The following is a 26,544-nucleotide window of genomic DNA, read 5'->3' on the forward strand; positions in this document are numbered from 1 at the left end:
CCACCTCTATCCACTCTTCTTCAATGAACCTTCTTTTTTCTCTTTTTTCATAACCGTTCCTATTTCCGCTTTCGTAAATACACGTAATTTTAAAATTAAAAACATATATGCCAATCCGCCGATGGCTACACCTAACAACGCCTCAAATGTTGCAACACCTCTATGACTTGTATCCATTACTAATCCAGACATTTGCAATACACGCATAAACATTATTAATACAAATCCCATACTGAAACCACTAATAACTATACCTAACATATTCCGTTTATCGATAAGCGATTCCGATACAGCCCGCATAAGTAACATACTATTTAATACGGAAATTACAATTAATGCAACTAAAGTTGCAATTGCGGCTCCCTTCGCACCGAAATACGGCATTAATATATAGTTTAAAACTAGCTTCAAACAACCTCCAAATACAACAAATATTGCTGGTTTTAATGTTTGTCCTAACCCTTGCAAAATAGAAGCGGTTGTAATTGACAATGAACTAAATAAAATAGATAAAGATAAAATGGATAAAACATCTGACCCATCACTGTTTTCAAACAACATAATATTCGTAGGCTGGATAATACAAGTTAATCCAATAGCCGCTGCAAATCCGATAACAAATGTTATTTTCATTGCTAACCTTACCTTTTCTCGAATAAAGGTAAGATCTCCTCTTTCCTTCGCTGCTGTAATAATTGGAATAAGCGACAACGAGAAAGAAGTTGTCACGACAGTACCTAATTGCATAAGCGGGATACTTCTGTCATAAACACCTTTTAACACCTTTGCACTTTCAGCCGGCTCTCCTGCTCCAATAAGTAAAGAATAGAAAGAAACAGAATCAGCCATTTGTATAAAAATAAGCACTAAGTTACTAACACAAATTGCTAACCCCTGCCAAAACAGGATTTTAATAATCTTCTTTTTCCCTTTAATCCTCTTTACACTTTTGAAGAATATAGAACGAAAGTCATGACGCATATAAAGTATAAGTACGATAATCCCAATCAGTCCACCTGCGATTGAACCTAGCATAGCACCTGCACCAACTGTATATAAATCAAATTCGTGAGCAATTAAGAATAGGGATAAAAATACAATAATAGAAACACGAATCGTTTGCTCTATCACTTGCGACACAGCTGTTGGCATCATATTATTGAATCCCTGGAAATATCCTCTTGCTACAGATAAAAACGGCATCAATATGAATGAAAAGGAAATAACACGTAATAGCTTATCTAAGTGTATATCGCCCATGGCTGCCGCAATTGCTTCGGCACCAAAGAACAATGTAAAAAATCCTATGAAACCAATTCCTAATAAAAACCAAAAAGATACACAAATAATTTCTTCTGCTTCTTGTTTTTTCCCTCGTTCTAATCGTTCCGCAACCATTTTTGAAATTATAATGGGAAACCCATAAGTAGCTAAAATTAAACAAAATCCATAAAACGGATATATTTGTTGGTAAATATAAAAACCAATATCACCCGCTATATTTTGATATGGAATACGGTAAAAAGCGCTTAATACCTTTGTAACAAAACTTGCGATTGTTAATATAATAGCCCCACGCCAAAAGGCTTGATACTTCTTCGATTCCATACAAGAAAACTCCTTTTTCTATTCTCACCCCTCGTATTATATCATAAAGAAAAGGACAAGCTTACTCACCTACACAAGTAAGAATACGTTCGTGCAACGCTAGAAATATTCAATGAAAAAAGGTAGCAAAGCGCTACCTTCATTCAATATACATATATCTCCAAATAATTGATTTCTCAAGAAGAAATATCATAATTAGGAAAGATTGCTACTTCTAAAATTATACACCTTTACTGTTCCATTTGTTTCGCTAAGAAACTGGCAGCAGTATTGACCGCTTTGTGCTCTATTTCGCTTATGATCGCTTCTTTTGAAAAAATAATGACAGCTCCAATTGGGTCTCCATTTGCAACAATCGGTCCAACTGTATAAGAATGAACCTTTTCTGTTACACCATCAATAATGGAAACATCACTTTCGTCCGTCATAATAACAGACTTTCTTTCTTCCATCGTTTTTTCAATTAGATCGCCAACGCTTTTATTTAAGTATTCTTTTTTTGATACGCCTGATACTGCGATAATAGAATCTCGATCGCATACAAGCACATTATGTCCTAAGCTATCATATAAAGCATCTGCATATTCTTTTGCAAAATCACCTAGTTCGCTAATTGGAGAATATTTCTTTAAAATTACTTCTCCATCGCGATCAACAAATATTTCTAATGGGTCCCCTTCTCGAATACGTAAAGTTCTACGAATTTCCTTTGGGATCACTACCCTACCTAAATCATCAATTCGACGTACGATTCCAGTTGCTTTCATTCTAATGCTGCCTCACTTTCTACTGATGATGAAAGTGGTGAATTTACCTGTTCATGTAAAAATCACCAACTGTTAGACATAGTATTTTACACATTAGTTCTTCTATGCACGCCGAATTGTATTTTTTTATCTTATATTAGGCATTTATGACTTCTTTTTTTACATCTGGCAAGCCTTTTAATAAATTTTCAGCAATTGTTAACCACTTCGATGTCTCTAAGCCATTTGTTTTCATGACGATTTTCAATTGTGATCCTTCCATTCCTAAACCGATCATACGTCCAAAACTATTTCCGAGCATGAATAATTTTCCACCATCAATATTTTGACTCGCTTGTTCTGAGAACAGAATTGTTACTTCAAATTTATTTTGCTTGATTAATTCAATTTGTTCTTTCATTGCCAATACTTTAATATTTGCAATTTGTAATAAGTAACCAACTTCTTGCGGGTAATCACCAAATCTATCTATCATCTCTTCCTGCAACTCTTCAATATCTTCAATCGCAGAAACACCTCTAAATTGTTTATACATCATAATTTTTTGTTTACTATCCGAAATATAAGCATCTGGTAAATATGCATCTACTTCTAAATCAATTTCAACATTAACTGTATTTTCAACTCCGTCTGTTCCTCTACGCTGTTCAATTGCGTCTTTTAACATTTGAGAATATAAATCAAATCCGACAGAATCAATAAATCCATGTTGTTCAGCTCCTAACAAGTTACCTGCACCACGAATTGATAAATCTCGCATCGCAATTTTGAAACCAGACCCAAGCTCTGTGAACTCCTTAATGGCTTGCAGACGCTTCTCTGCAACTTCTGATAACACTTTATCTCGTTTGTATGCAAAGTAAGCATATGCAACACGATTAGAACGTCCAACACGCCCACGAAGCTGATACAACTGCGATAATCCCATACGATCTGCATCAAATACAATTAATGTATTTACATTCGGAATATCTACACCTGTCTCAATAATCGTTGTACTTACAAGAACATCATGCTGCCCTTCTAAAAACGATAGCATAACAGACTCTAATTCACTTTCGTTCATTTTCCCATGTGCATAAGTGACACGTGCATCTGGAACTAACATCGAAATTTCATCTGCTTTTCGTTCGATATCCTCCACACGATTATATAGGAAGTAAACTTGCCCACCTCTTGCAAGCTCGCGTTCTATCGCCTCTCGCATTAACGCTGGATTATACTCAACTACATATGTTTGAACTGGGAAACGATTTTCCGGCGGCGTCTCAATAACAGATAAATCACGCACACCAAGCATAGACATATGAAGCGTACGCGGAATCGGGGTTGCCGTTAATGTTAATACGTCAACATTTGCTTTTAATTGTTTAATTTTTTCTTTATGTGTTACGCCAAATCTTTGTTCTTCATCAATAATAAGAAGACCTAAATCTTTATAAGTAACATCTTTAGATAAAATACGATGCGTTCCGATTACAATATCTACCGTGCCATCTTTTAAACCTTTAATTGTTTCATTTTGCTGCTTTCTCGTACGGAATCTACTTAATAATCCTATATTGATTGGATAATCTTGAAAACGCTCTCGAATTGTTTCATAGTGTTGTTGTGCAAGGATCGTTGTCGGCACTAAAATTGCAACTTGTTTTTCATCCATAATTGCTTTAAACGCCGCACGAATAGCTACTTCCGTCTTTCCATATCCTACATCACCACAAAGAAGCCTATCCATCGGACGTCCGCGTTCCATATCCTTTTTAATCTCTTCAATAGAACGTAATTGATCCTCTGTCTCTTGATACGGGAAAGAAGACTCAAATTCTTGTTGTTCTGCCGTATCTGGTGTATATGCATAACCCTTTGAAGCTTCGCGCTCAGCATAGAGTTTAATGAGGTCATCCGCAATGTCTTGTACAGATTTTTCAACTTTTGTTTTGACCTTTTTCCAATCGTTTCCGCCCAATTTATAAACTTTCGGATCCTTACCCTCAGATCCTACATATTTTTGCACTTGGTCAATTTGTTCAATTGGAACGTATAACTTATCATTACCTTGATATTTAATATTCAAATAATCTTTATGAACACCGTTAATCTCTAATGTCTCAATACCTAAGAATTTACCTATACCATGATTTACATGAACTACATAATCCCCAACTTTTAATTCCGAATAACTTTTAATGCGTTCAGCATTCGATAACTTTTGCTTACGTTGTGATTTTTTAACTTTCTTATGAAAAAGCTCTTTTTCAGTAATGACAACAAGCTTTTGCATCGGCATTTCAAACCCTGCATGTAAATCACCTACAGCAATTTGTAACCTTCCAGGCAATAATATATCTGTGCCCTCTACAATATCTGCATCAATATCATAATCACTTAAAATATGTTGTAGTTTTTTCACACGCTCATCATCTGTACCTAGCACAACGGTCGTAAAATGCCCCTCGTTCCATCTATCAATTTCAGTTTTCAACAACTGCATCTGCCCATGGAAATCTTGCATTGTTTTACATGTCACATTCACAATGTTTTGCGGATGTGTATGCGCTATATGACGTAAGAATAACGTTAAATATACAAAACTTCTTTTTTTATGATGAAGAAATTCTTCAAACGAATGAGAGAAAGATAAATCTTGAATAATTGTTCCCTCACCAAGAAGGGATATATACCATTCCGCCTCTTCTGATTCAAGATGAGATGCTGTTTCTTGAATACGTGAAATTTCATCTAAAATCACAACACCATCTTCTGGTAAATAATCTATCAGACTAGCAGGTTCGTTATAGAAAATAGATAAATATTTAAACATCTGTTCTATACTTTGCCCGTTTTTTAACATCTCAATTTCATGACTTACCGTCTCAAGCACTGTAGTCTTCAACTTATCATCGGAAAGTTTTTGCATCGTCTTAGTCAGACCTTCTTCAAGATGCTTTATTCCCGATTTCAATTCTTCCTGTGAAAATAGAAACTCTGTTGCTGGACCGAATCTAACACTTTCTTTTTTATCTTGAGAGCGCTGTTCATCCACATCAAATAACCGAATAGAATCAACTTCTGTATCGAAAAATTCAATACGAAATGGTAGCTCCTCAGTTAGTGGATAAATATCTAATATTCCCCCGCGCAAACTAAATTCTCCAGGAGCTTCTACCATAGACTTACGTTCATAGCCAATATGATGTAAAGTATGCAAGAATGTATCTAAATCAATCTCTTGCCCTAGACTGATTTCGATTTGCCTTTGCTTCCACAACTCTTTCATTGGTAAAAATCTGCGTAGTCCTGCAACTGGTGCTACAATAATCCCGTGCTCTCCTGCAGCTAAGCGATTTAACACTTCAATACGTTGTGCCTTCAATTCTGGGCTTGCAACACCAAGTTCTGATGCTATCAATTCATTTACTGGATATAGCCATACATCTTTTTCACCAAGTAACGCCACTAAATCTTCATGTACTTTTTGTGCTTGATATAAATTATGCGTCACAATAAGTTGTGATTTTTTTGTTTTTTTATATAAGGCCGCCATTAATAACGAACGAGAAGATGTTGCCATACCTGATACAAGTTGCTCTTTCAAACCATCTTCTAGTCCATTAATGACCGATTGGATCTCTTCATTTTTATAAAACTGCTCTAATAAACCTATCATTTTCAAAACCCCTCTCAACATAAAGAGCAAGCCACTATATTTTATGCAAATATTTTGGAAAAAGAAAACAGAAAAATGCTTTGGACACGCCAAAGCGACAACATTTTATTGCAGAAATTTTTCATATTCATAATACTCAGGATAAGATGCGAGCGTTTCTTGACATAATTCACAAATCGTTTTTATATATATATTTCCATTCTCATGAAAATGAATCATCTCTACTACTTCTTGCTCTGTTAGTTGAAATAAAACGTCGCTATATACTTTTTCTGCGGTAACGGAGCCTACATTACTCCCGCAATGTCTGCAATAATAATACCCTTCCATACTAGCCTCCTAAAAATACAATTACTGCTAGTATGGGTAAAAACAGAATAAAATATTCCTAATCATACCCTTAACTATTGAAAGTATTCATGATTTGAAGAAAAGGTTTATTTAACCATTCTTCACATGCATCTGCTGCTTTTTCAATAGAATGATTTACATCAGGAATTTCTTCCGATGTAAAACGTCCTAATACATAATCTACTACCTTCATTCCATTTTTCGGACGATCAATTCCCATGCGGATACGTTGAAACTCTTGTGTTCCTAAATGTGAAATTGTTGATTTCACACCATTATGTCCACCAGCACTACCTTTCATACGAAGGCGTAATTTACCTACAGGGATATCTAAATCATCGTACAGAACAACGAAGTCCTCTACATCAATTTTATAGTAATCCATTAGCGGACGAATACTTTCCCCAGATAAATTCATATATGTAAGTGGCTTTAATAAGATTACTTTTTCTCCATTAACAAATCCTGCACCAAATAAGCCTTTAAACTTTTGTTCGTTCAAAGAAATATTCCAACGCTTTGCAAGTTCATCAATCGCCATAAATCCAATATTATGCCTTGTTAATTCATATTCTCTACCTGGGTTCCCAAGTCCTACTATCAATTTCATTCTTGTACCACTACTTTCTTTTTTCGATACGAAAAGACGTAACCAATCTTGGTTACGTCTCATTCTATCCAATTAATTGAATAATACACTTACAGATTCTTCTTCGTATACACGAATGATTGCTTCTCCGATTAGTGGAGCAACTGAAAGTTCATGTACTTTGTCGATTTTCTTCTCTTCTGGTAATACGATAGAGTTCGTTACAACTAACTCTTTAATATTTGAGTTTTGGATACGCTCAATTGCTGGACCAGATAATACTGGGTGTGTACAGCAAGCATATACTTCAGAAGCACCGTTCTCAACAAGAGCGTTTGCTGCTAATGTAATTGTACCAGCTGTATCAATGATGTCATCAATTAAAATTGCTGTTTTACCTTCAATATTACCGATAATGTTCATTACCTCAGATACGTTCGGACGAGGACGACGCTTATCAATAATAGCGATTGGTGCTTTTAGGCGATCTGCCATTTTTCTAGCACGAGTTACTCCACCGTGGTCAGGTGACACGATTACGATATCTTTAAGACCTTTTGTTTCAAAGTAATCTGAAAGAATCGGTACACCCATTAGGTGGTCGATCGGGATATCAAAGAACCCTTGAATTTGTGGAGCATGTAAATCTAGAGTGATTACACGAGTTGCACCTGCTGTTTCAAGCAAGTTTGCTACAAGTTTCGATGTAATTGGTTCACGAGAACGCGCTTTACGGTCTTGACGCGCATAACCATAGTAAGGAATAACAATATTAATTGTTTTTGCAGATGCACGTTTTAATGCATCGATCATAATAAGTAATTCCATGATATGTTCGTTTACTGGGAAGCTTGTAGATTGAATAATGAATACATCGCAACCACGGATACTTTCTTCAATGTTAATTTGAACTTCTCCATCACTAAAACGATCAACAGAACATTTTCCTAGTCCTACTCCAATGTGCTTTGCAATTTGCTCAGCAAGTTCCTTATTAGAGTTTAAAGAGAATACTTTCAAATTAGAATTTAGATATTGAGTCGACATCTAGATTAACCCTCCACATTATGATTTTTTCTTATTCAGCAATTGATCAACATAGTCTTCTTTGTTAACTTGACGTGCACGTGCTACAGATAATGCTTTTGATGGAACATTCTCTGTAATTGTAGAGCCTGCTGCCACATAAGCACCATCTTCAACTGTTACAGGAGCAACAAGGTTTGAATTACATCCAATAAATACCCCGTTACCAATCACAGTTTTGAATTTATTCTTACCGTCATAGTTCACCGTAATTGAACCACAACCAAGATTCACGTCTTCTCCAACTTGCGCATCCCCGATATAACTTAAGTGTGAAGCTTTACTTCTATTACCAAAAACAGTTTTTTTGATTTCCACGAAGTTTCCAACGCGTACTTCATCTCCAATAACTGAATCTGGGCGAATATGTGCAAATGGACCAACCGATACTTCTGTACCAAGCTTACTATCATGTACAGTAGATTGACGAATTGTCGTACGATCTCCAATTTCACTATCGCGAATTACTGTATGCGGTCCAATTTCACAATCAGAACCAATTACAGTGTTCCCCTCAATAATTGTTCCTGGATGAAGAACTGTATCACTACCGATAATTGCATCAGCAGAAATATACGTGTTACTTGGATCAATAATTGTAACACCATTTACCATGTTCTTTCGGTTGATACGGTTTTTCATAATAATTTCCGCTTGCGATAGAGCGACTCTGTCGTTAACACCTAACGTTTCATCGAAGTGCTCTGTTTGATAAGCTGATACAATATGACCTTCATTTTTTAAAATCTCAATAACATCTGGCAGGTAATATTCACCTTGTACGTTATCATTTGAAACCTTAGAAAGTGAAGCGAATAAAGCTTTATTATCAAAACAATACGTACCTGTATTGATTTCTTTAATAGCTAATTCTTTCTCATTTGCATCCTTATGCTCAACAATCTTTTCAACATGACCATTCTCATTACGAACGATACGACCATATCCAGCAGGTTCTTCTATGTAAGCTGTTAACACCGTTGCCATTGCCCCTGCTTCTTTATGTTGCTGAAGTAATGCTTCCATCGTTTCAGCAGTTATTAGCGGCGTATCACCACAAATAACTAAAGTTGTTCCTTCTTCATTTGCAAGTACACCTGCAGCTTGATCTACAGCATGCGCTGTACCAAGTTGTTCTGCTTGTAATGCAAACTCACTTACGTTTCCTAGCTGTTCTTGTACCATTTCAGCACCATGTCCTACGACTGTTACAAGTTTCTGCAACCCTAATTGAGATACTTGATCGACAACATGTTGTACCATAGGTTTTCCACATACAGGATGAAGCACTTTGTATAGCTTAGACTTCATACGTGTGCCTTTACCTGCAGCTAGAATCACTGCAAATCTGTTTGACATATAGACCCTCCATCGCAACCTATTTATCCATTAACGATATTATCCTAAATCATCATATATTTCAAGAAACACATTTTAACTATTAAATTTTACCATAATTCTTATAAGATGTTTTACTCTTTAGTATCTTTTTTAAGAAATAAGCTATACTATTTAAAATGATTTTGAAAAAATTAGAAGTTTATCTCTTCATTTCGTTGAATTCAGAATCTTAAGAACAGGAAACGTATATAACTACAAAAAAAAAACAAACCCCTGTAAATGCTTACAGGAGTTTGTTGCAAAATTATAGGGCTTCCTTTAAAAAGCCCTTTTCATTCGAATTTTACGAAGCGCCCGCTTCTTCAAACTCAACCTCTTCTAACTCGCCTAAACGATGATACTCTGTTAAAACCGCATCTTGAATTTTAGAGCGTGTACCAGAATTAATTGGATGTGCAATGTCACGGAATTCTCCATCTGGAGTACGTTTACTTGGCATTGCTACAAATAATCCATTATTACCATCAATTACACGAATATCATGAACAACAAATTCATGGTCTAGAGTAATAGAGGCAATTGCTCTCATGCGGCCTTCTGTGTTTACGCGGCGTAATCTTACGTCAGTCACTTCCATCTTGTGTTCACCACCCTTTTCTAAATAAGCGATATATTTGTATAAATTCCACAAAATTTCTATTTTCCCTTTAATTTTTTAAAAATTTTTAAGATAAAAATTTTTAATGTAATTGAATATAGAGATTAGTGGAGGTTATCGCTTACAAAGAATTACTTAACTAGGGCAATTACTTCAATTTCAACTGAAACATCTTTCGGTAATTTTGCTACTTGTACGCAAGAACGAGCTGGCTTATGAGCAGAGAAATAAGATCCATATACTTCATTAACAGCATTAAAATCATCCATGTCTTTTAAGAATACTGTTGTTTTTACTACTGTATCAAATGAAGCACCTGCTTCTTCTAATACTGCTTGTAAATTTTGAAATACTTGCTCTGTTTGTACTGTTACGTCTCCTGCTACAAGCTCTCCACTCGCAGTTAACGGAATTTGTCCTGAACTGTAAAACATATTATTTACAATAATCCCTTGTGAATATGGTCCAATTGCTTGTGGTGCATTGTTTGTTTGAACAACTTTCATACTTTTCACCCTTTTATTATTTATTTTTACTCTTTAAAAATAGTGCACGAAAAGCAGTTTGTCCATCCATTTTATAATTTATAAATAGAATAAAAAAAGATAAAGCTATTTGCTTTATCTTTTTACTCAGCCTCAACAATCCCTTCATCAAATGGTGCCAGTGAATAATTTCCCTTTTCCACTTGAATCGCTTTTTCTTTCACATCAACTTCTGATAGACGAATTAATGATACAAAGTTATTAATTAGTCTTTCTTCAATATCTGTGGACTCTACTAATACACCAATACCAACAACATTAGCTTTAAACTCTTCTAACATACTCATCATACCTTGAATTGTCCCGCCAGCTTTCATGAAGTCATCAATAATTAAAACATTGGATCCTTCTGGAAGGCTACGCTTTGCTAACGTCATTGTTTGAATGCGCTTAGAAGAACCTGATACATAGTTAATACTAACAGTTGGTCCTTCTGTTACCTTATTATCTTTTCTTGCAATCACTACCGGTACATCTAAGTAGTTCGCCACTGCATATGCAAGTGGAATCCCCTTCGTTGCCACCGTCATAACTGCATCAATTGGTTGCCTAGCAAAAACAGAAGCAAACAAACGACCTGCGCCATTAATATGACGAGGATTACTTAAAAGATCTGTCATATATAAGTAACCACCAGGCAAAATACGATCTGGATTTTCGAATAAGCTACACAGCTCACCAATAATTAGATCTGCCTCTTCTTCACTTATATATGGTATATATTTCACTCCTCCTGCTGCTCCTGGTATCGTTTGCAATGTGCCGACCCCTTGTTGTTCAAACGTTTGCTTAATAATAACTAAATCTTCACTAATAGAAGACTTAGCTGATTGATACCTTTCAGCAAAAAAAGTGAGAGAAACTAGCTGACGAGGGTTTTGTAACAAGTAATAAGTCATATCGACTAATCTTGTACTTCGTCTAATTTTCATACTCTCACCTCAAATCACGAATATTCTAAACAAATCATAACGTATTATACGTCTTTATTCAAGCGTTTCTCGCTCTCCTAATAAACGTACTGCGTATACTTGTTCACAAAATCCTTTTAATCCGTTATATATACGATGCATTCGCGAATCATGGTGCACTAGGCCGAATACAGTCGGACCACTTCCACTCATTAATACAGCATCTGCTCCAAATCGCTTCATTTGTGCTTTAATACGTGCAACTTCAGGATGCATAGCAAACGTTACATCTTCTAAAACGTTACCAACAGTATCGCAAATCCCTTTGTAGTCTCCAGCGTTTATGACATCCACCATTTTATCTACATTTGGATGTGTAACTCGATTTAACTTTAAATTTCCATATACATCAGCAGTAGATACACCAATATGAGGCTTTGCTAAAATAACCCAACAAGAAGGTGGAGTTTTTATGTGCTCAATCTGCTCTCCTCTTCCAGTGGCAATTGCTGTCCCACCATATACACAAAACGATACATCTGATCCAATTTCTGCGCCAAGCTCTGCTAATTGATCAATTGTAAGGCCTAAATTCCATAATTTATTAAGACCACGTAATGTCGCTGCTGCATCACTACTTCCACCCGCTAATCCAGCTGCTACTGGAATCGTTTTTTCAATAGTAATAGATACACCTTTTTTCACATTAAACTTCTCTTTTAATAATTTCGCTGCTTGATAAGCCAGATTTCTTTGGTCGTCTGGGACATACCGATTATGGGATAAAATTTCAATACGGTCTTCTGCTAATTCCATTAGTTCTAAACGATCCGCTAAATCGATTGTTGTCATAATCATTTTCACTTCATGATATCCGTCTTGTCTTTTTCCCAGTACATCTAACGACAGATTAATCTTTGCTGGTGCTTTCACTAGTAGCTTCAATCTATTCACCCACTCTATGTACTCAATCTTTTATCGTTTATTTTACCATAAATTTATAGTAAGACGATGACACTTCCCTAATTATAACGAAAAGCATTCAGAATGAAACTACTTATGTAAAATGATGGCACCTTTTATAGTACAAAAAGCCGAGGAATCATTCCTCGGCTACCGTAGCATAGAAAGTATCTTACAACTACTGGTTTTGTTTCATTAATTGCTGTTCTGCAATTTCTATAGCACGTTTCACCATGTTACCAGCATCTTTCGCACGAATTCCGCCCCATCCTTCTTTCTGAACAACATCATAAAAGCCTAGCTCTTTTGCAAGCTCTTCTTTAAATTGATTTGACATGACACCTCTTCGTCTACTCAATGCAGAGTCCCCCCTTATTTTGCTACGGTATAATTAGTATGCAAAATAATATAGCTTTTCATTTGTGGGAATATATGTAACGATACATGAATTATAAAATCACTTCATTATGAGGTTCACCATAAAATGTTAACTCTACTGTCTCTGTTAAAACATCCGCATAGCTATACGACACACGTTGCAACGCATCTTCTTGTTGATCCAGTTGTACAACAAAAACAGAACGGTACGTTTCTGCGAGTACACCTGATTGTTCTACAGTTTTTCTTCTCCCACTGTTTGCCTTTAACATCAGTCTCTGTCCAAGATGGTGATCTAATTCGCTTTTAATTTCATCTAAACGTTTTGACATATACTTCGTTACACCTCGCTGTAATTTAGATTGAACACTTAAAACACGATATATCTATCCCAATTATTAACCGCAACTCACAGACAATATCTTTATAAAAGCATCATGCGTTCGAATAGATAGAAGAAATACTATATTGTAAAAGTATCATTATGTAGTCTGTGCGTTCTTGTCTCTTTTTATCCAAACTGATTTAAATCCTCTCCAAATAAAAAAGCAAGATACATATGTACCTTGCTTATTCTTCATAATGTTGAAAAGGTAATCCAGTTCGTAAAATCCCCCTCGTCTCAATCCCGCCAAGTCCCTTTTCACCAGTAATCGTATTACGTACAACATCCCATACATTGACTCGCTCCATAAATGACGTAAAACTAATTTTACCAACCACATATACAGGGTCTAGTGCGTGAATATTAATTCTAGATGGGGAACTAGCAAAATTAGCGCCTGCTCGAATTAATGCTTCAAAGTGTGATTGACATGCCCCAGCAAAAATAACGAGTTGATCCAATGATGGATATTTTTTTCGCACTTCTCGGACAGCCTGTACAAAATGCCTTGAATGCCTATATGCTGCTAAATCTCCCTTTACTCCTTTTGATTTTGTATACGCATCGTGCCCTGTAATAACTAAAATGTCCGGCCGAAAATGGTCTATTAAATCTACTACCTTTTCATGCATCTCCGTTTCTTTACAATGAATACCTTGTACAGGAACACCAATTTTATTATATAAATCTAGGCACTTGCGCAAATATAACGGGTCTCCATCTATGTGCAATACACGTCCTGGCATTTGAAAATAATTCACTTCACTTGTATATCCACCAGTTGAAGTGTGTTCATGCCTTTGTTTCATTAATACGTAATCTTGTTGAAACAAACGATACGTACGCTCCATTGTTTCTTTCTCACGCTTTGCTCTCTTTTTATGTTCTCGTTGATCTATACTAATTAAATCTTCAAGTGGCGCATCTGCCACTAATCTAATTTCCTCTCCAAATAATATAGCTATCTCGCCTTTTATTTCTATAATACGAAAAAGGATATCCCTATTATGAGAATATCGTTCCACTAATTCTCCAACATGTAAAGCCATTCTCCTACCTCCAAACTCGTTAGGCCATCTTACCTGTTTTAAAGTATGAATTTAGGAGGAGAAAGGTGACAAAAGGGACAGTTCAAATTGAACTGTCCCTTTTGTATTCTTATGATAACTTATGAAGAACTAATGCATTACTTAATGTCGCAAACTCTTCGATAGATAGCGTTTCGCCTCTTCGTTTTGGATCAATTCCTACTTCTGTTAAAATTCGATCCAACAGCTCTTTATCTTTCGGGAAACCATTTAAATTATTTGATAAATTATTCATTAAAGTTTTACGACGTTGCGCAAAACTTGCTCGTACTACTTCAAAGAAAAATGTCTCATCAGTTACTTCTACTACTGGTTTCGGACGCTTTAGAAGGCGGATAATTGCAGAATCAACATTTGGTTGTGGTACAAACACTGTACGCGGTACAGTCATAACTGTTTCTACCTCTGTATAATACTGAATAGCAATGGATAAAGAACCGTACTCTTTCGTTCCAGGCTTAGCCTCTAAACGATCCCCAACTTCTTTTTGCATCATAACAACAAATCCACGAACCGGTAATTTCTCTTCCAGCAATTTAAATAAAATTGGCGTTGTAATATAGTATGGTAAGTTAGCTACTACCATTACATCTTGTCCTTCTTCAAATTGCTCACTAAACACCTCATGTACATCTGCCTTTAGCACATCTTTATTGATAACTGTAACGTTTCCATATGGAGCTAACGTCTCATCTAAAATTGGTAATAGCCTTTGATCAATTTCAAAAGCCACTACTTTTTTGGCACGCTTCGCTAATTGTTCTGTTAATGCACCGATACCTGGTCCAATTTCAATTGCACCACTTTCTGAACCAATTTCAGCGTGATCAACGATACGATTTAATACATTCGTATCAATTAAAAAATTTTGTCCTAAACTTTTTTTGAATGAAAATCCATACTTTTCAACAATGTCTTTCGTACGATTTGGCGTTGCGATATCCTTCATTTTCTTTCCTCCTGTATGACTTGCTTATAAGCTTCTGCAAATGATTCTTTTGAGACTTGAAACATTTGTAAACGTTTATGTAACTGTTTTGCGTTTGTATAACCAATCTTTAATAGCTTACCCATTCTTTCTCTGCGACTCTTTGCCATTTCTCCGCCCACTAAACCTGCATCGACTAGATCGCTCCAACTGATTTCACTTGTGTAAGCTTCCATTTCTTCATGTATATTCTCTAAAGCACGGCGAATTGATTCATTAGAAGCATGTTCAATCCCGACACCTTTTTTCCTCTTAGCAAGTGCTTCTTCCTTCGGTAAAAAAGCATGTTTACATCCAGGCACCTTATCAGAAATAATTTTTCGAATACGCTCTCCAGGATAATCCGGATCTGTGAAAATAATAACGCCTCGTTTTTGTAGCGCTAATTTAACTTGTTCAATAACATGATCACCGATTGCTGAACCGTTCGTTTCAATTGTATCCGCATCAACAGCACGCTTAATCGCAACTGTATCATCTTTACCTTCTACAACGATAATCTCTTTAATTTTCATGCTTGCCTCCACACTCGTTTCGTCTCTACTTAGTAAAACAAAAAAATGACGACTTTTCCATTATTATTTTCCCCATTCTTACATTTTAAAAAATAGAATGTCCAAAACTTTGTTCTCTCTCCTTATTGTAACACCTACTCATTCACTCTTATCTTTTCTGTCACTCCTGCTATTTTTTTACAAAAATAAAAAAAGAATGGGTCCTCCCACTCTTTTATTCAACACCAAATAAAGCTTTTGCATTTTTTGTTGTTATTTCCGCTACTTCTTCATAAGAAATTCCTTTTAAGTTCGCAATTTCTTCTGCTACGAGTTTTACATAACTCGGTTCATTTCGTTTTCCTCGAAATGGATGTGGTGTTAAATACGGACAATCAGTCTCTATTAACAATTTCTCTAATGGAATCTCCGTAGCAACTTCTTTCGGCTTCTTAGCGTTTTTAAATGTAACTGGTCCACCTAATGAAATTAAAAAGTTCATATCAACACATCGCTCTGCTACTTCTACACTGCCGCTAAAGCAATGCATAATGCCTCCTACTTCAGCTGCATTCTCTTCTTCTAGAATATCAACAATATCTTGCGTTGCATCGCGGTTATGTATAATAATCGGCAACTTTACCTTTTTCGCTAACGCAATTTGTTTACGGAATACTTCTTTCTGTATTTCTTTTGGCGACTTATCCCAGTGATAATCTAAGCCCATTTCTCCAAGTGCAACGACTTTAGGATGAGAAGCAAGTTCTTCTAACCAAACTAAATGCTCTTCTGTCATGTCGATTGCATCAACTGGATGCCATCCAACTGCAGCGTAAATAAAATCATAGGTTTCAGCTAATTCAATCGCCTTTTTTATCGTTACTTCATCAAAACCAACAACAACTGTATAAGTAACTCCCGCTTCTTTCATTCGGGCAATAACTTCTTGCAAGTCTTCTTCAAATTGCTCTGCATTCAAATGTGAATGTGTATCAAACAACATAATACATAACTCCTTTTATATTGAAATCAAATTTATTCTACGCAAATAAGCTCTTTTATAACTTAACGATAACAATACTACAATCTTAATGCAAAAATGAGAGTGTAAAAAGAAAAAAGACGCTTCACACATGTTACACGTGAAACATCTCTTTTCTTGTCTTAATTACTTGATTTTTGTACCATTTGGTAGGTTTTGGTCAATAGATGCTAATGACAATACGCCATTCTCTTCACCCGCTAAAATCATACCTTGCGATAATTCACCGCGTAATTTTACAGGTTTTAAGTTTGTTACACAAATAACCTTTTTACCTTTTAGGTCTTCTGGCGAATAGAATTTTGCAATTCCAGAGACAACTTGACGCTTTTCTGTGCCTAAGTCTAGTTGAATTTTTAACAACTTATCTGCCTTTTTCACTGGTTCAGCGGATAGTACTTCAGCTACGCGCAATTCTACTTTAAAGAAATCATCAATTGTAATTTCTTCCGCTTTCGGTTCTTCTTCTTTTTTCTCTTCTACTTTAGGAGCAGAGCTTTTCATTTGTTCTTTAATGTACGCCACTTCCACGTCCATTTCTAAACGAGGGAAAATTGGTTGTCCTTTTTCTACTTTTGTTCCAGCTGGAATACAGCCAATTGTAGATAGGCTTTCCCAAGATGTATGTGCTTCATCAGTAAGGCCAAGCTGAGCAAACATTTTGCTTGGTGCTACTGTTAAGAATGGCATAAGCATAATACCCGTTTGACGAAGTACTTCTGCTAAATGAGCCATTACAGACGCCAACTTTTCACGATCATTCTCATCTTTCGCTAATACCCATGGTTGTGTTTCATCAATATATTTATTCGTACGGCTAACCAATTGCCAAATTGAGCTTAGAGCTACAGAGAATTCCATATTCTCCATTGCTTCTTCAACTTTTTTCAATGTATCTTTCGCAAATGTTACTAACGTTTCATCAAATTCTGTTACATTTGCTTTAAATGCAGGGATTTCTCCGTTAAAGTACTTATCAATCATAGCTACTGTACGATTTAATAAGTTACCTAAATCATTTGCTAAATCGAAATTAATACGCTCCACAAATCCTTCTGGCGTGAATACGCCATCAGATCCGAATGGAACTTCACGAAGTAAGTAATAACGTAATGCATCTAATCCGTAACGATCGATTAATGTAACTGGATCTACTACATTTCCTTTCGACTTACTCATCTTTCCATCCTTCATTAAAATCCAACCGTGAGCAAAGACTTTTTTCGGAAGAGGTAAATCTAATGCCATTAAAATGATTGGCCAATAAATTGTATGGAAACGAACGATTTCTTTTCCAACTAAATGCACATCTGCCGGCCAGAACTTCTTATACATCTCTTCATTTTCTGTTCCATAACCTAATGCTGTAATGTAGTTAGATAGTGCGTCAACCCATACATAAATAACGTGTTTCGGATTACCTGGAACACGAACTCCCCAGTCAAATGAAGTACGAGAAACTGCTAAATCTTCTAATCCTGGTTTAATGAAGTTATTAATCATTTCATTCTTACGAGACTCTGGCTGAATGAAATGTGGATTATCTTCATAGAATTTTAATAGTCTGTCGACATATTTACCCATTCTAAAGAAATACGATTCTTCACGAACAAGTTCTACATCATGACCACTATCTGGACTTTTTCCTCCAACTACTTTGTCACCTTCCATAATTGGATCTACTAATTGATGCTCCGTATAGAATGTCTCATCTTGTACAGAATACCAACCTTCATATTCATCAAGATAAATATCACCTTGATCTACTAGTTGCTTAAAGATTTTTTCAACAACATCTTTATGACGATCTTCCGTTGTACGAATAAAATCATCATAAGAGATATCCATTTTCTCCCAAAGTTCTTTAATTCCTGCAACAATGTTATCCACATATGCTTGTGGTGTAACGTTTAATTCTTCTGCTTTCTTTTGGATCTTCTGTCCATGCTCATCAGTTCCTGTTAAATAATGAACATTATATCCTTGCATACGCTTATATCGTGCCATTGCATCTCCTGCTACTGTTGTATAAGCATGTCCAATGTGTAATTTTCCACTTGGATAATAAATTGGGGTAGTAATATAAAAGGATTTGTTTTCCTCTGTCATTGTTTTGGACCTCCCGGATAACCTCATATGTATTTATAAATAGTATATCAAAAACTTATATATAAAGTGAAACTTTAATCTGTCGGGGTTTTGTTCCCTCCCGCGGACTATTAACCCGACTCCCACTTAACTGCTTTGCTCCGGCCGCACTTTAAATTTAAAATCTTATTGCTTGTTAATGCGTGATAAAAATGAGTTAATGATTAGTATATTTACCATCTATTACTCATATTTCAAGAAAATATACAATCTCCACTTGCAATTTAAAAATTTTTCTGAAAATAAAGTGAAATAATAGTAGAAATTAATCCCATTCTATTATATATAAGAAGTAAGAAATCTATAAATCTTTTTAAAAAATATAGAATTAAAGAATTGACGGAAATGTAAATGATTGGTATCATATGTCCATAGGGTATTTTGTCGAAAAATGACGAATCTAAAAATAGACTCGAAACTTATAAACTATTTCTTTAGGAGGAAAAGAATTATGAAATCTACTGGTATCGTTCGTAAAGTTGATGAATTAGGTCGTGTGGTAATTCCAATCGAATTACGCCGTACTTTAGGTATTGCAGAAAAGGATGCACTTGAAATCTATGTTGATGACGAGAAAATCATCTTAAAAAAATATAAACCAAACATGACTTGCCAAGTAACTGGTGAAGTATCTGATGGTAACCTATCTTTAGCTGAAGGTAAAATTATCTTAAGCAAAGAAGGCGCTGAGCAAATCTTAAACGAACTTCAAGATTATATCGAAACAGCAAAATAAGCTTCTCAATTATGAGAAGCTTATTTTTTATCGACATGATAGATTTGATATACATCGCGTTTCGACAAATCTCGATCTTTAGCGACTGTTTTTATCGCCTCTTTTGAATTCATACCTTTTTCATTTATATAATGTTCAATATGATTATATACTGAAATAGATTCCCACCATTGTTCTTCTGGAGCAGGTTCTTCCGTTGAACCAGCTACTAAAATACAAAACTCACCACGAACTTCATTTTGTTTCGTCCACTCAATTGCTTCTTCAACTGTTCCTCGAATAAATTCCTCGAATTTTTTCGTTAACTCTCGACATAATACAATTTCTCTATTTCCCAATACTTCTTGCATCGAGATTAATGTATCATCCAGGCGGTGAGGCGCTTCATAAAACATCATTGTAGTTTGTATGTAACGAAGCTTCTCTAATTCCATTTTTCTTTCCTTTTTATTTCTTTGTAAAAACCCATAGAAATAAAACTGTTTTGTTTCAAGGCCTGATGCAATTAATGCTGTAAGTGCTGCATTTGCCCCAGGAAGCGGGATTACATGATATTGCTCAGCTACTGCCCCGACAACAATATCATAGCCTGGATCGGAAATACACGGCATACCAGCGTCACTAACAAGTGCCACAGTCTTTCCTTCATCTAACTTCTCTAATATTTTCTTTCCACTTACTTCTTTATTATGCTCGTGGTAACTCATAACAGGCGTTTCAATTTCAAAATAATTACAAAGTTTTTTCGTTTGTCTCGTATCTTCAGCAGCAATTAAATCAGCTTCTTTTAAAATTCGGATTGCACGAAATGTCATATCTTCTAAATTTCCAATAGGAGTTGGTACTAAATATAAAACTCCCTTTTCATTTTGTTGAAAGCTTTTTTGTTGCCACATAGCGTTCTCCTTTTTGCATATATTCTTCTTTTTGTTTTCTATTTAATTGCTTAAAATAATACTCTGCTTGCATAGCTGTACGCTTATCTTCATGAAATTCTACGTATTTTAACACAACAGGAAGTCTAGCGCGCGTATACTTAGCTCCTCTTCCGCTATTATGGGTCCCAATCCGCTTCTCTATATGATTTGTATATCCAGCATAATAACTTCCATCAGAGCACTCTACTACATAAAAACAATGTTTATTCTTCTCCATATAAAATCGAGCGAATCTCCTTTGTATATTCATTATTTTCTTCATATACAAAAAGAGGTGGCAATATTTTTAAATCTGCGTTTCCATCTTTAATTCCTTCAATTAACAACGTATTTGCTTCTTTCCCTGCCTTAGGATAAACAAATTGTACACGCTTTGGTTCAATTTTGTATTTACGCATTAATGTAACAATATCTAATAAACGACCTGGACGATGTACAAATGCTACTTTCCCGCCCTGTTTTACTAGCTGACTGCTTGCAGATACAACATCCTCTAATGTACACATAATTTCATGACGAGCTATCGCTAAATGCTCATTCATATTCTTTTCAGAAGTTGCAGGCGTTTGGAAATAAGGCGGATTACATGTGACAACATCATACTGGTGACGTCCAAGTTTCTCCGGCATATCTTTCAAATCCCCATGTATTAAATGAATTCTTTCTTCTAACTTATTATATTGAACGCTTCTTATACCCATATCATATAAGCGTTCTTGGATTTCCACACCAGTAATATTCCCTTTTGTTCTTGTACTTAATAGAAGGGGCACAACTGCATTACCTGTACACAAATCAAGTAAATTACCTTTTTGAATTGGTACCCAAGCAAAGTCTGCAAGTAAAACAGCGTCTAATGAGAAATTAAATACTGATGGGCTTTGTATGATCTTCATATCTTGTGCTAATAAGTAATCTAAACGTTCATCTTCATATAAATTCATATGTTACTCCTTTTCTTACACTTAACCTACCCTATTTCATCTTCTTGTAATAAAAAACATATTTAATTCTACTCTCATGTATAAAAAATTACCTTTCCAATAATAATTGGAAAGGTAATTTCACTTTTTATTTAAAAATGACAGGCAGAATAAACAATCTCCCTCTTTACGTACACTTCCATAATGCAGATTACAAATATGAAAACCTTCTTGATATAGTCTTGCTAAATTATCGTAGCCTTCACCAATATCTGTCTTTGGCTTCACTTCTTTACGTTTTTGAGTTTTTTGTTTTTCTTTAATCTGCACTTCTTCAAAACGGTGTCGCAAATTTTCATTTTCCATTTTTATATGTTGGTTTTCTTCCAGTAACTCTGCAAGATGTTGTTTTAATTCTCCCAACTGTTTGTATAAATGTCCAATTTGCTCTTCCATACTAGAAACCGATGCAAAAATATCTTTTTTCTCCACAAGCACCCACCTCATTAATCTGTGGTTTGACTCGAAACGACCCCTTTATTCACTAACTCATCTAACGTATATTCTACTATCCGTTCCTTGTCTACTAGTTCCACTTGAATTAATCTTTCTAAAATATTTAATCCGATAACACGGCCAGTACCATGCGGGGTTTGTATACGTTGATCTAAATCAGGAAGTTGTTCCTTTGCTGCCTCATATTCATCGTTCTCATATTTTAAGCAACACATTAAGCGACCACATAAACCAGAGATTTTTGCAGGATTTAATGATAAATTTTGATCCTTTGCCATCTTAATGGATACAGGTTCAAAATCTCCTAAAAAAGTAGAACAACAAAGCATACGACCACATGGACCAATACCACCAAGCATCTTCGCTTCATCACGAACACCAATTTGTCTTAGTTCAATTCTTGTCCTAAAAATTGCCGCTAAGTCCTTCACTAGTTCGCGGAAATCAATCCGACCATCCGCAGTAAAGTAGAAAATAATCTTATTGCGATCGAACGTATACTCTACATCTACAAGTTTCATATCAAGATTATGTTCTACTACCTTTTGCTGACAAACTTGATATGCTTCTTTTGCAGCATGTTTGTTCTCTTCAACAATGGTACGATCATTTTCATTTGCAATACGAATAACCTTTTTTAGCGGTAATACAACGTCGTTTTCATCAACTTGCTTTTTGGTAATAACTACTTTTCCGTATTCAATACCTCTTACCGTTTCTACAATTACAAACTCATTTTCAGAGATATCGAACTGATTCGGATCAAAGTAATACACCTTTCCGGCCTTCTTAAAGCGAACACCTACTACATCATACAAAACGGTCATCCCTCCTGCAACCGCAACACTAACTGTTCGAACACAAGCTGCGCATTTACATTAGCGTTGATTCTATTTTTTGCCTCTAATATATTAAAGAGAGCTGATACAATGCGCTTCTGAGCATAGGAGAAAGATTCAAACATCTCTTTCTGCTCACGAAAAACAAGCCGATCTTCTTCTCCAAGTTGAACATATAATAAATCCTTATAAATAAGGAGTAACATATCTAAACCTTGCTGTAATTGTTCTTTCTCTCCAAAGTGTTTTCCCCATTTTTCTTGTACAAAAAAAATAGAGGCTTTATCTTTTTCGAGCGCTTCACATAATTTTATCACTAAAGCTCGTGCTTGTGCAAACCATTCATCATTACATAAAGTTAAAGCTTCATCAAAACTATTCGTGAGTTGTGCAGCAAGTGTCGATAAAGATACCGTAATACCTTCATCCTGTAATCTTCTAATTAAAGATTCCGTAGGTAACGGTCTAAATGTAACAACTTGACAGCGAGATAAAATCGTATTTAAAATTTGATGACTTTGTTCAGTAAGTAAAATAGCTGTTGTATCACTACTTGGTTCTTCTAAAAATTTCAAGAGTGTATTCGCTGCATTTGCTGTCATACGGTCTGCGTGCTCAATAATATATACCTTTTTATTTGCTTCTAATCCTGTTTTGGAAAACTCTTCTTGTAAATCATGAATTTGCTGCTTCTTAATAGATAATCCGTCTGGTTTTACAATATGTAAGTTCGGGTGGTTACCTGAATCAATTCGCTTACAATTTGTACATACATGACAAGGCTCTACCCCATTCCGCTGAGAACAGAGGAAACTCTTTGCCATTTGAATTGCTGTCGCAAACTTTCCTGTCCCTTTCCCTCCTTCTAACAAGTAAGCGTGGGATATACGCTCTTTTGCGATGCTATTCATCAACATTTTTACACCGATGGGTTGTATAGCAGAAAGCTGCTCCCACGTCTTCGTCATAATGCATACCTCACTTATTTCATTCTTTCCTTCTATTATAACAATTTATCTTCTATAACCTGAATAACTTCTTCTATAAGTTTTTCCATTGGTTGATCAGCATTTACTAATACAATACGATCCGAGAAGCGTTCTACAACTTGTAAATACCCTTCACGCACACGTTTATGGAAAGAGATATCTTCCATATCTAACCGATTCACTTCACGTCCTGCATCTTTTGCAATTCGCGCTAAGCCAACCTCTGGCTCAATATCTAAGTAAATTGTTAAACTAGGCATACAGTCCTCTGTTGCGAAACGATTTATTTCAAATACTTTATCCATACCTAATCCTCTTGCATATCCTTGATACGCTAAAGAGCTATCTATAAAACGATCACATAATACAAGGTAATCCTCATTAAGCGCCGGCATAACTTTTTCTACTAAATGCTGTCTACGTGCAGCAGCATATAACAGCGCCTCTGTACGTGCTTCCATCATCGTATATTCTTGTTTATGCAAAATCGTTCTAATATCCTCAGAAATTGCAATACCACCCGGTTCTCTCGTCGCCATTACCTTTTGTTCCTTTTGTTCAAAGTATGGCAATAAACTTTGAATTAATGTTGTTTTACCCGAACCTTCTGGACCTTCAATTGTTACAAATAATCCCTTCATCCTAAAACCTACTTTCTATATCATACACTTTCATATATTTCGTGCTACCTTGAAAACGAGCGCCTGCTTTTTCTAAATACATAATTTGTTCTTTATGTTCTGAAGTAATTCTTTCTCCATACATAATCAATGGAATACCAGGTGGATACGGAATTACCATTTCCGCTGCTACCATCCCAACTGCTTCTTCTACAGGTACTACTTTTGTTTCGTATTCTTCCAGTTGTTTATATGTATACGGCAGGGGAGAAATTTCTCCTTTATAAGTATAACGAATAGATTCCGTCTTGTCTTTCACCTCATAGTATTGCAATGCCACTCGGATCATCTCTATAGCCTTCATATATTTCTTATTTACTTGCAAAGGCAAAATAAATAAGACATTATATGGATCTGCCATTTCTGTATATATACCGACCTTTTCAAATACAGACTGTAATTCGTATCCCGATAACTGACAACGCGTCTGTGCGGTAATCTTTAGCCCGTCTTGTAATGGATATTGTAAAATAGCTATTTGTGGAATAGTACTCAATTCTTCTTTAAATTCCTGTAAAAACTCGACAATTTCATCATGTCCCTTTTCTTTTATACGTGCTATTGTAAAGCGTGCAATATCAAGAGAAGCCATAATTGGATACGATGGACTACTGGATTGTAGCATACTTAAATAAGTAGAAACTTTTTCTTCTTTCACTAAGCGACTATTTATATGTAAATAGGATCCCATCGTCATCGCGGGTAATGTTTTATGCGCAGAATGAACTACAATATCTGCACCATATGCTAACGCTGACCTTGGAAATGCCCCGCCTAAACAAAAATGAGCTCCATGTGCTTCATCTACTAGCACAGGGATTTTATGTGCATGTGCATAAGCAATGCTTGCCTCTAGATCCATCCCCATACCATAATAATTAGGATGCGTTAAAATGAGTGCTTTCGCATTTGGGTATTTTCCAATTGCTTCCTTAATAATCTCATCATGAATTCCCACTGGTACGTTATAAGCTTCATCAATCCATGGATCTAAAAAAATAGGATTTGCTCCCGCTAATTTTAAACCATTAATAATCGATTTATGACAATTTCTTTGTACAAGAACAATATCATGTTCCCCACAACAAGACAAAATCATTGCTAGATTCCCGACTGTTGAACCATTAATTAAAAAATAACTTTTGTTCACTCCATATACATCAGCTAATAATTGTTGTGCCTCATCTATACATTCAAACGGACTATGTAAATCATCTAATCCTGACAACTCAGTTACATCGATAGATAATATATCTTTAAACTCCTCTACTACCTCCTGAGGGAAGTTTAAACCATTTTTATGACCTGGAACATGAAAGGATAACGGCCTTCTTTCTTTAAACTCTATTAATGCTTCATATAAAGGTATGCGATTTTGATTCATCTATATCTCTTCCTTATTATTTCATTCTTTATCTATTATACAGAACAAAAAAAATAATAGGCATATGCCTATTTAAAAATATGATACTTCTAATTTCCGAAGCTGTTTTAAATAATATATATACTTCGGATCATCTGTTTCCGTATTCACCATGTCCTTTTCACATTCATAACATATTAAATTATTATAAACATATATCCCTTCTTTTCTTTCTGTCTCACAAACAATACAAACTTCGTTTTGTGATTTCATATCTTTCCCTCCCTATTTAAATGGACATATTTTATACTTCTATTCCTTAACAATTTACAGAAAAATATACATCAATCTCTTATATAATATGATTCATCCTTGGGCAACGTGTTTGTATTACCATTACTTCTTTTTGCATACTGTTTGAAAACAAAAAAAAACACAAGTCTTTTGACTTGTGTTTTTAGTTGCTTGGCGACGTCCTACTCTCACAGGGACAAGGTCCCAACTACCATCGGCGCTAGAGAGCTTAACTTCCGTGTTCGGTATGGGAACGG

At 35.4% G+C, this 26,544-nt stretch carries 28 protein-coding genes and 1 rRNA gene; 1 reads left to right on the forward strand and 28 read right to left on the reverse strand.

The features are described 5' to 3' along the window. Positions 1-6: 6 nt before the first annotated feature. From ACVWY7_RS26320 to metG, 18 genes are all read right to left on the reverse strand, one after another. Positions 7-1,608 (reverse strand): putative polysaccharide biosynthesis protein, encoded by a 1,602-nt coding sequence (locus ACVWY7_RS26320; protein WP_456524068.1) that lies wholly within the window; start codon positions 1,606-1,608, stop codon positions 7-9. A gap of 230 nt (positions 1,609-1,838) precedes the next feature. After that, the gene (gene spoVT, locus ACVWY7_RS26325; protein ID WP_000648303.1) at positions 1,839-2,375 is read right to left on the reverse strand and encodes a stage V sporulation protein T; all 537 of its coding nucleotides are present in this window, start codon (positions 2,373-2,375) and stop codon (positions 1,839-1,841) included. 136 nt (positions 2,376-2,511) lie between these two features. Then, positions 2,512-6,042, reverse strand: coding sequence for a transcription-repair coupling factor (gene mfd, locus ACVWY7_RS26330; protein WP_000579715.1), 3,531 nt, complete (start codon positions 6,040-6,042; stop codon positions 2,512-2,514). Positions 6,043-6,147: 105 nt separating this feature from the next. Continuing rightward, positions 6,148-6,372: an anti-sigma-F factor Fin gene (locus tag ACVWY7_RS26335; RefSeq protein ID WP_000399440.1), complete on the reverse strand. Its 225-nt coding sequence runs from the start codon at positions 6,370-6,372 to the stop codon at positions 6,148-6,150. Between the two features lie 70 nt (positions 6,373-6,442). Then, positions 6,443-7,003 carry an aminoacyl-tRNA hydrolase gene (pth, locus tag ACVWY7_RS26340; RefSeq protein WP_003170434.1) on the reverse strand — a complete coding sequence of 187 codons (561 nt, stop codon included), beginning with the start codon at positions 7,001-7,003 and terminating at the stop codon, positions 6,443-6,445. 72 nt (positions 7,004-7,075) lie between these two features. Beyond that, positions 7,076-8,029: a ribose-phosphate diphosphokinase gene (locus tag ACVWY7_RS26345; protein ID WP_000107420.1), complete on the reverse strand. Its 954-nt coding sequence runs from the start codon at positions 8,027-8,029 to the stop codon at positions 7,076-7,078. Positions 8,030-8,047: 18 nt separating this feature from the next. Beyond that, the gene (gene glmU, locus ACVWY7_RS26350) at positions 8,048-9,427 is read right to left on the reverse strand and encodes a bifunctional UDP-N-acetylglucosamine diphosphorylase/glucosamine-1-phosphate N-acetyltransferase GlmU (protein WP_000071032.1); all 1,380 of its coding nucleotides are present in this window, start codon (positions 9,425-9,427) and stop codon (positions 8,048-8,050) included. Between the two features lie 325 nt (positions 9,428-9,752). Beyond that, positions 9,753-10,046, reverse strand: coding sequence for a septation regulator SpoVG (gene spoVG, locus ACVWY7_RS26355; protein WP_000454041.1), 294 nt, complete (start codon positions 10,044-10,046; stop codon positions 9,753-9,755). A 152-nt stretch (positions 10,047-10,198) separates the two neighbouring features. Continuing rightward, the gene (locus ACVWY7_RS26360) at positions 10,199-10,573 is read right to left on the reverse strand and encodes a RidA family protein (RefSeq protein WP_000869808.1); all 375 of its coding nucleotides are present in this window, start codon (positions 10,571-10,573) and stop codon (positions 10,199-10,201) included. A 122-nt stretch (positions 10,574-10,695) separates the two neighbouring features. After that, positions 10,696-11,544 carry a pur operon repressor gene (purR, locus tag ACVWY7_RS26365; protein ID WP_000702472.1) on the reverse strand — a complete coding sequence of 283 codons (849 nt, stop codon included), beginning with the start codon at positions 11,542-11,544 and terminating at the stop codon, positions 10,696-10,698. Between the two features lie 54 nt (positions 11,545-11,598). Beyond that, on the reverse strand, positions 11,599-12,468 hold the full coding sequence (gene ispE, locus ACVWY7_RS26370; RefSeq protein WP_000772094.1) for a 4-(cytidine 5'-diphospho)-2-C-methyl-D-erythritol kinase: 870 nt from the start codon (positions 12,466-12,468) through the stop codon (positions 11,599-11,601). Between the two features lie 196 nt (positions 12,469-12,664). After that, positions 12,665-12,844 (reverse strand): acid-soluble spore protein SspF, encoded by a 180-nt coding sequence (gene sspF / locus ACVWY7_RS26375; RefSeq protein ID WP_001985066.1) that lies wholly within the window; start codon positions 12,842-12,844, stop codon positions 12,665-12,667. Between the two features lie 91 nt (positions 12,845-12,935). Continuing rightward, complete coding sequence (gene veg, locus ACVWY7_RS26380) at positions 12,936-13,196, reverse strand: biofilm formation stimulator Veg (protein WP_000044349.1); 261 nt, start codon at positions 13,194-13,196, stop codon at positions 12,936-12,938. Positions 13,197-13,434: 238 nt separating this feature from the next. Beyond that, a complete protein-coding gene (yabG, locus tag ACVWY7_RS26385; protein WP_001173738.1) occupies positions 13,435-14,298 on the reverse strand; it encodes a sporulation peptidase YabG in 864 nt (287 codons plus the stop codon). A 109-nt stretch (positions 14,299-14,407) separates the two neighbouring features. After that, positions 14,408-15,286 carry a 16S rRNA (adenine(1518)-N(6)/adenine(1519)-N(6))-dimethyltransferase RsmA gene (rsmA, locus tag ACVWY7_RS26390; protein WP_456524069.1) on the reverse strand — a complete coding sequence of 293 codons (879 nt, stop codon included), beginning with the start codon at positions 15,284-15,286 and terminating at the stop codon, positions 14,408-14,410. Continuing rightward, positions 15,283-15,840 carry a ribonuclease M5 gene (gene rnmV, locus ACVWY7_RS26395; protein WP_000692830.1) on the reverse strand — a complete coding sequence of 186 codons (558 nt, stop codon included), beginning with the start codon at positions 15,838-15,840 and terminating at the stop codon, positions 15,283-15,285. The genes rsmA and rnmV overlap by 4 nt, the downstream gene beginning before the upstream one ends. A gap of 214 nt (positions 15,841-16,054) precedes the next feature. Then, positions 16,055-16,822: a TatD family hydrolase gene (locus tag ACVWY7_RS26400; RefSeq protein ID WP_073526323.1), complete on the reverse strand. Its 768-nt coding sequence runs from the start codon at positions 16,820-16,822 to the stop codon at positions 16,055-16,057. A 165-nt stretch (positions 16,823-16,987) separates the two neighbouring features. Then, positions 16,988-18,970, reverse strand: a complete 1,983-nt coding sequence (metG, locus tag ACVWY7_RS26405; RefSeq protein WP_000134151.1) for a methionine--tRNA ligase — start codon at positions 18,968-18,970, stop codon at positions 16,988-16,990. Between the two features lie 490 nt (positions 18,971-19,460). Between metG and ACVWY7_RS26410 the strand changes: the two genes are divergently transcribed. After that, positions 19,461-19,745: an AbrB/MazE/SpoVT family DNA-binding domain-containing protein gene (locus ACVWY7_RS26410; RefSeq protein ID WP_000843036.1), complete on the forward strand. Its 285-nt coding sequence runs from the start codon at positions 19,461-19,463 to the stop codon at positions 19,743-19,745. 20 nt (positions 19,746-19,765) lie between these two features. Here ACVWY7_RS26410 and rsmI read toward each other — a convergent pair whose 3' ends face one another. From rsmI to rrf, 10 genes are all read right to left on the reverse strand, one after another. Continuing rightward, positions 19,766-20,641, reverse strand: coding sequence for a 16S rRNA (cytidine(1402)-2'-O)-methyltransferase (gene rsmI / locus ACVWY7_RS26415; protein ID WP_000267809.1), 876 nt, complete (start codon positions 20,639-20,641; stop codon positions 19,766-19,768). After that, entirely contained in the window at positions 20,610-20,900 is a 291-nt protein-coding gene (locus ACVWY7_RS26420; protein ID WP_000414342.1) for a GIY-YIG nuclease family protein, read from the reverse strand. Before ACVWY7_RS26420 ends, rsmI begins: the two co-directional genes overlap by 32 nt. Then, complete coding sequence (locus ACVWY7_RS26425) at positions 20,887-21,627, reverse strand: tRNA1(Val) (adenine(37)-N6)-methyltransferase (protein ID WP_001055360.1); 741 nt, start codon at positions 21,625-21,627, stop codon at positions 20,887-20,889. The genes ACVWY7_RS26420 and ACVWY7_RS26425 overlap by 14 nt, the downstream gene beginning before the upstream one ends. A gap of 120 nt (positions 21,628-21,747) precedes the next feature. After that, positions 21,748-22,098, reverse strand: coding sequence for a DNA replication initiation control protein YabA (yabA, locus tag ACVWY7_RS26430; RefSeq protein ID WP_000412056.1), 351 nt, complete (start codon positions 22,096-22,098; stop codon positions 21,748-21,750). Positions 22,099-22,112: 14 nt separating this feature from the next. Beyond that, positions 22,113-22,940, reverse strand: coding sequence for a PSP1 domain-containing protein (locus tag ACVWY7_RS26435; protein ID WP_000272429.1), 828 nt, complete (start codon positions 22,938-22,940; stop codon positions 22,113-22,115). Between the two features lie 5 nt (positions 22,941-22,945). Beyond that, complete coding sequence (gene holB, locus ACVWY7_RS26440) at positions 22,946-23,929, reverse strand: DNA polymerase III subunit delta' (protein WP_000169571.1); 984 nt, start codon at positions 23,927-23,929, stop codon at positions 22,946-22,948. Positions 23,930-23,964: 35 nt separating this feature from the next. After that, on the reverse strand, positions 23,965-24,591 hold the full coding sequence (gene tmk, locus ACVWY7_RS26445) for a dTMP kinase (RefSeq protein ID WP_000677237.1): 627 nt from the start codon (positions 24,589-24,591) through the stop codon (positions 23,965-23,967). Position 24,592: 1 nt separating this feature from the next. Continuing rightward, positions 24,593-26,014 carry an aminotransferase class I/II-fold pyridoxal phosphate-dependent enzyme gene (locus ACVWY7_RS26450; protein WP_073526321.1) on the reverse strand — a complete coding sequence of 474 codons (1,422 nt, stop codon included), beginning with the start codon at positions 26,012-26,014 and terminating at the stop codon, positions 24,593-24,595. Positions 26,015-26,086: 72 nt separating this feature from the next. Beyond that, a complete protein-coding gene (locus ACVWY7_RS26455; protein ID WP_000842027.1) occupies positions 26,087-26,266 on the reverse strand; it encodes a sigma factor G inhibitor Gin in 180 nt (59 codons plus the stop codon). Between the two features lie 190 nt (positions 26,267-26,456). Further along, positions 26,457-26,544, reverse strand: a 5S ribosomal RNA gene (rrf, locus tag ACVWY7_RS26460); the annotation flags it as partial.

The sequence above is a fragment of the Bacillus sp. TE9106W genome (assembly GCF_054062215.1).

What these genes read in the sequence shown, in the direction of transcription:
- ACVWY7_RS26360 (WP_000869808.1), bottom strand. Translation starts at nt 10,573, where the DNA reads ATGAAAGTTGTTCAAACAAACAATGCACCACAAGCAATTGGACCATAT.
- ACVWY7_RS26410 (WP_000843036.1), top strand. Translation starts at nt 19,461, where the DNA reads ATGAAATCTACTGGTATCGTTCGTAAAGTTGATGAATTAGGTCGTGTG.
- ACVWY7_RS26400 (WP_073526323.1), bottom strand. Translation starts at nt 16,822, where the DNA reads ATGTTGTTTGATACACATTCACATTTGAATGCAGAGCAATTTGAAGAA.
- holB (WP_000169571.1), bottom strand. Translation starts at nt 23,929, where the DNA reads ATGACGAAGACGTGGGAGCAGCTTTCTGCTATACAACCCATCGGTGTA.
- spoVG (WP_000454041.1), bottom strand. Translation starts at nt 10,046, where the DNA reads ATGGAAGTGACTGACGTAAGATTACGCCGCGTAAACACAGAAGGCCGC.
- tmk (WP_000677237.1), bottom strand. Translation starts at nt 24,591, where the DNA reads ATGAAGGGATTATTTGTAACAATTGAAGGTCCAGAAGGTTCGGGTAAA.
- veg (WP_000044349.1), bottom strand. Translation starts at nt 13,196, where the DNA reads ATGTCAAAACGTTTAGATGAAATTAAAAGCGAATTAGATCACCATCTT.
- ACVWY7_RS26345 (WP_000107420.1), bottom strand. Translation starts at nt 8,029, where the DNA reads ATGTCGACTCAATATCTAAATTCTAATTTGAAAGTATTCTCTTTAAAC.
- ACVWY7_RS26455 (WP_000842027.1), bottom strand. Translation starts at nt 26,266, where the DNA reads ATGAAATCACAAAACGAAGTTTGTATTGTTTGTGAGACAGAAAGAAAA.
- rsmI (WP_000267809.1), bottom strand. Translation starts at nt 20,641, where the DNA reads ATGTGGCAACAAAAAAGCTTTCAACAAAATGAAAAGGGAGTTTTATAT.
- purR (WP_000702472.1), bottom strand. Translation starts at nt 11,544, where the DNA reads ATGAAAATTAGACGAAGTACAAGATTAGTCGATATGACTTATTACTTG.
- ACVWY7_RS26425 (WP_001055360.1), bottom strand. Translation starts at nt 21,627, where the DNA reads ATGAATTTATATGAAGATGAACGTTTAGATTACTTATTAGCACAAGAT.
- metG (WP_000134151.1), bottom strand. Translation starts at nt 18,970, where the DNA reads ATGACAGAGGAAAACAAATCCTTTTATATTACTACCCCAATTTATTAT.
- rsmA (WP_456524069.1), bottom strand. Translation starts at nt 15,286, where the DNA reads ATGAAGGATATCGCAACGCCAAATCGTACGAAAGACATTGTTGAAAAG.
- yabG (WP_001173738.1), bottom strand. Translation starts at nt 14,298, where the DNA reads ATGGCTTTACATGTTGGAGAATTAGTGGAACGATATTCTCATAATAGG.
- pth (WP_003170434.1), bottom strand. Translation starts at nt 7,003, where the DNA reads ATGAAATTGATAGTAGGACTTGGGAACCCAGGTAGAGAATATGAATTA.
- ACVWY7_RS26450 (WP_073526321.1), bottom strand. Translation starts at nt 26,014, where the DNA reads ATGAATCAAAATCGCATACCTTTATATGAAGCATTAATAGAGTTTAAA.
- ACVWY7_RS26420 (WP_000414342.1), bottom strand. Translation starts at nt 20,900, where the DNA reads ATGGAGAAGAATAAACATTGTTTTTATGTAGTAGAGTGCTCTGATGGA.
- glmU (WP_000071032.1), bottom strand. Translation starts at nt 9,427, where the DNA reads ATGTCAAACAGATTTGCAGTGATTCTAGCTGCAGGTAAAGGCACACGT.
- ACVWY7_RS26320 (WP_456524068.1), bottom strand. Translation starts at nt 1,608, where the DNA reads ATGGAATCGAAGAAGTATCAAGCCTTTTGGCGTGGGGCTATTATATTA.
- spoVT (WP_000648303.1), bottom strand. Translation starts at nt 2,375, where the DNA reads ATGAAAGCAACTGGAATCGTACGTCGAATTGATGATTTAGGTAGGGTA.
- ACVWY7_RS26335 (WP_000399440.1), bottom strand. Translation starts at nt 6,372, where the DNA reads ATGGAAGGGTATTATTATTGCAGACATTGCGGGAGTAATGTAGGCTCC.
- mfd (WP_000579715.1), bottom strand. Translation starts at nt 6,042, where the DNA reads ATGATAGGTTTATTAGAGCAGTTTTATAAAAATGAAGAGATCCAATCG.
- rnmV (WP_000692830.1), bottom strand. Translation starts at nt 15,840, where the DNA reads ATGAAAATTAAAGAGATTATCGTTGTAGAAGGTAAAGATGATACAGTT.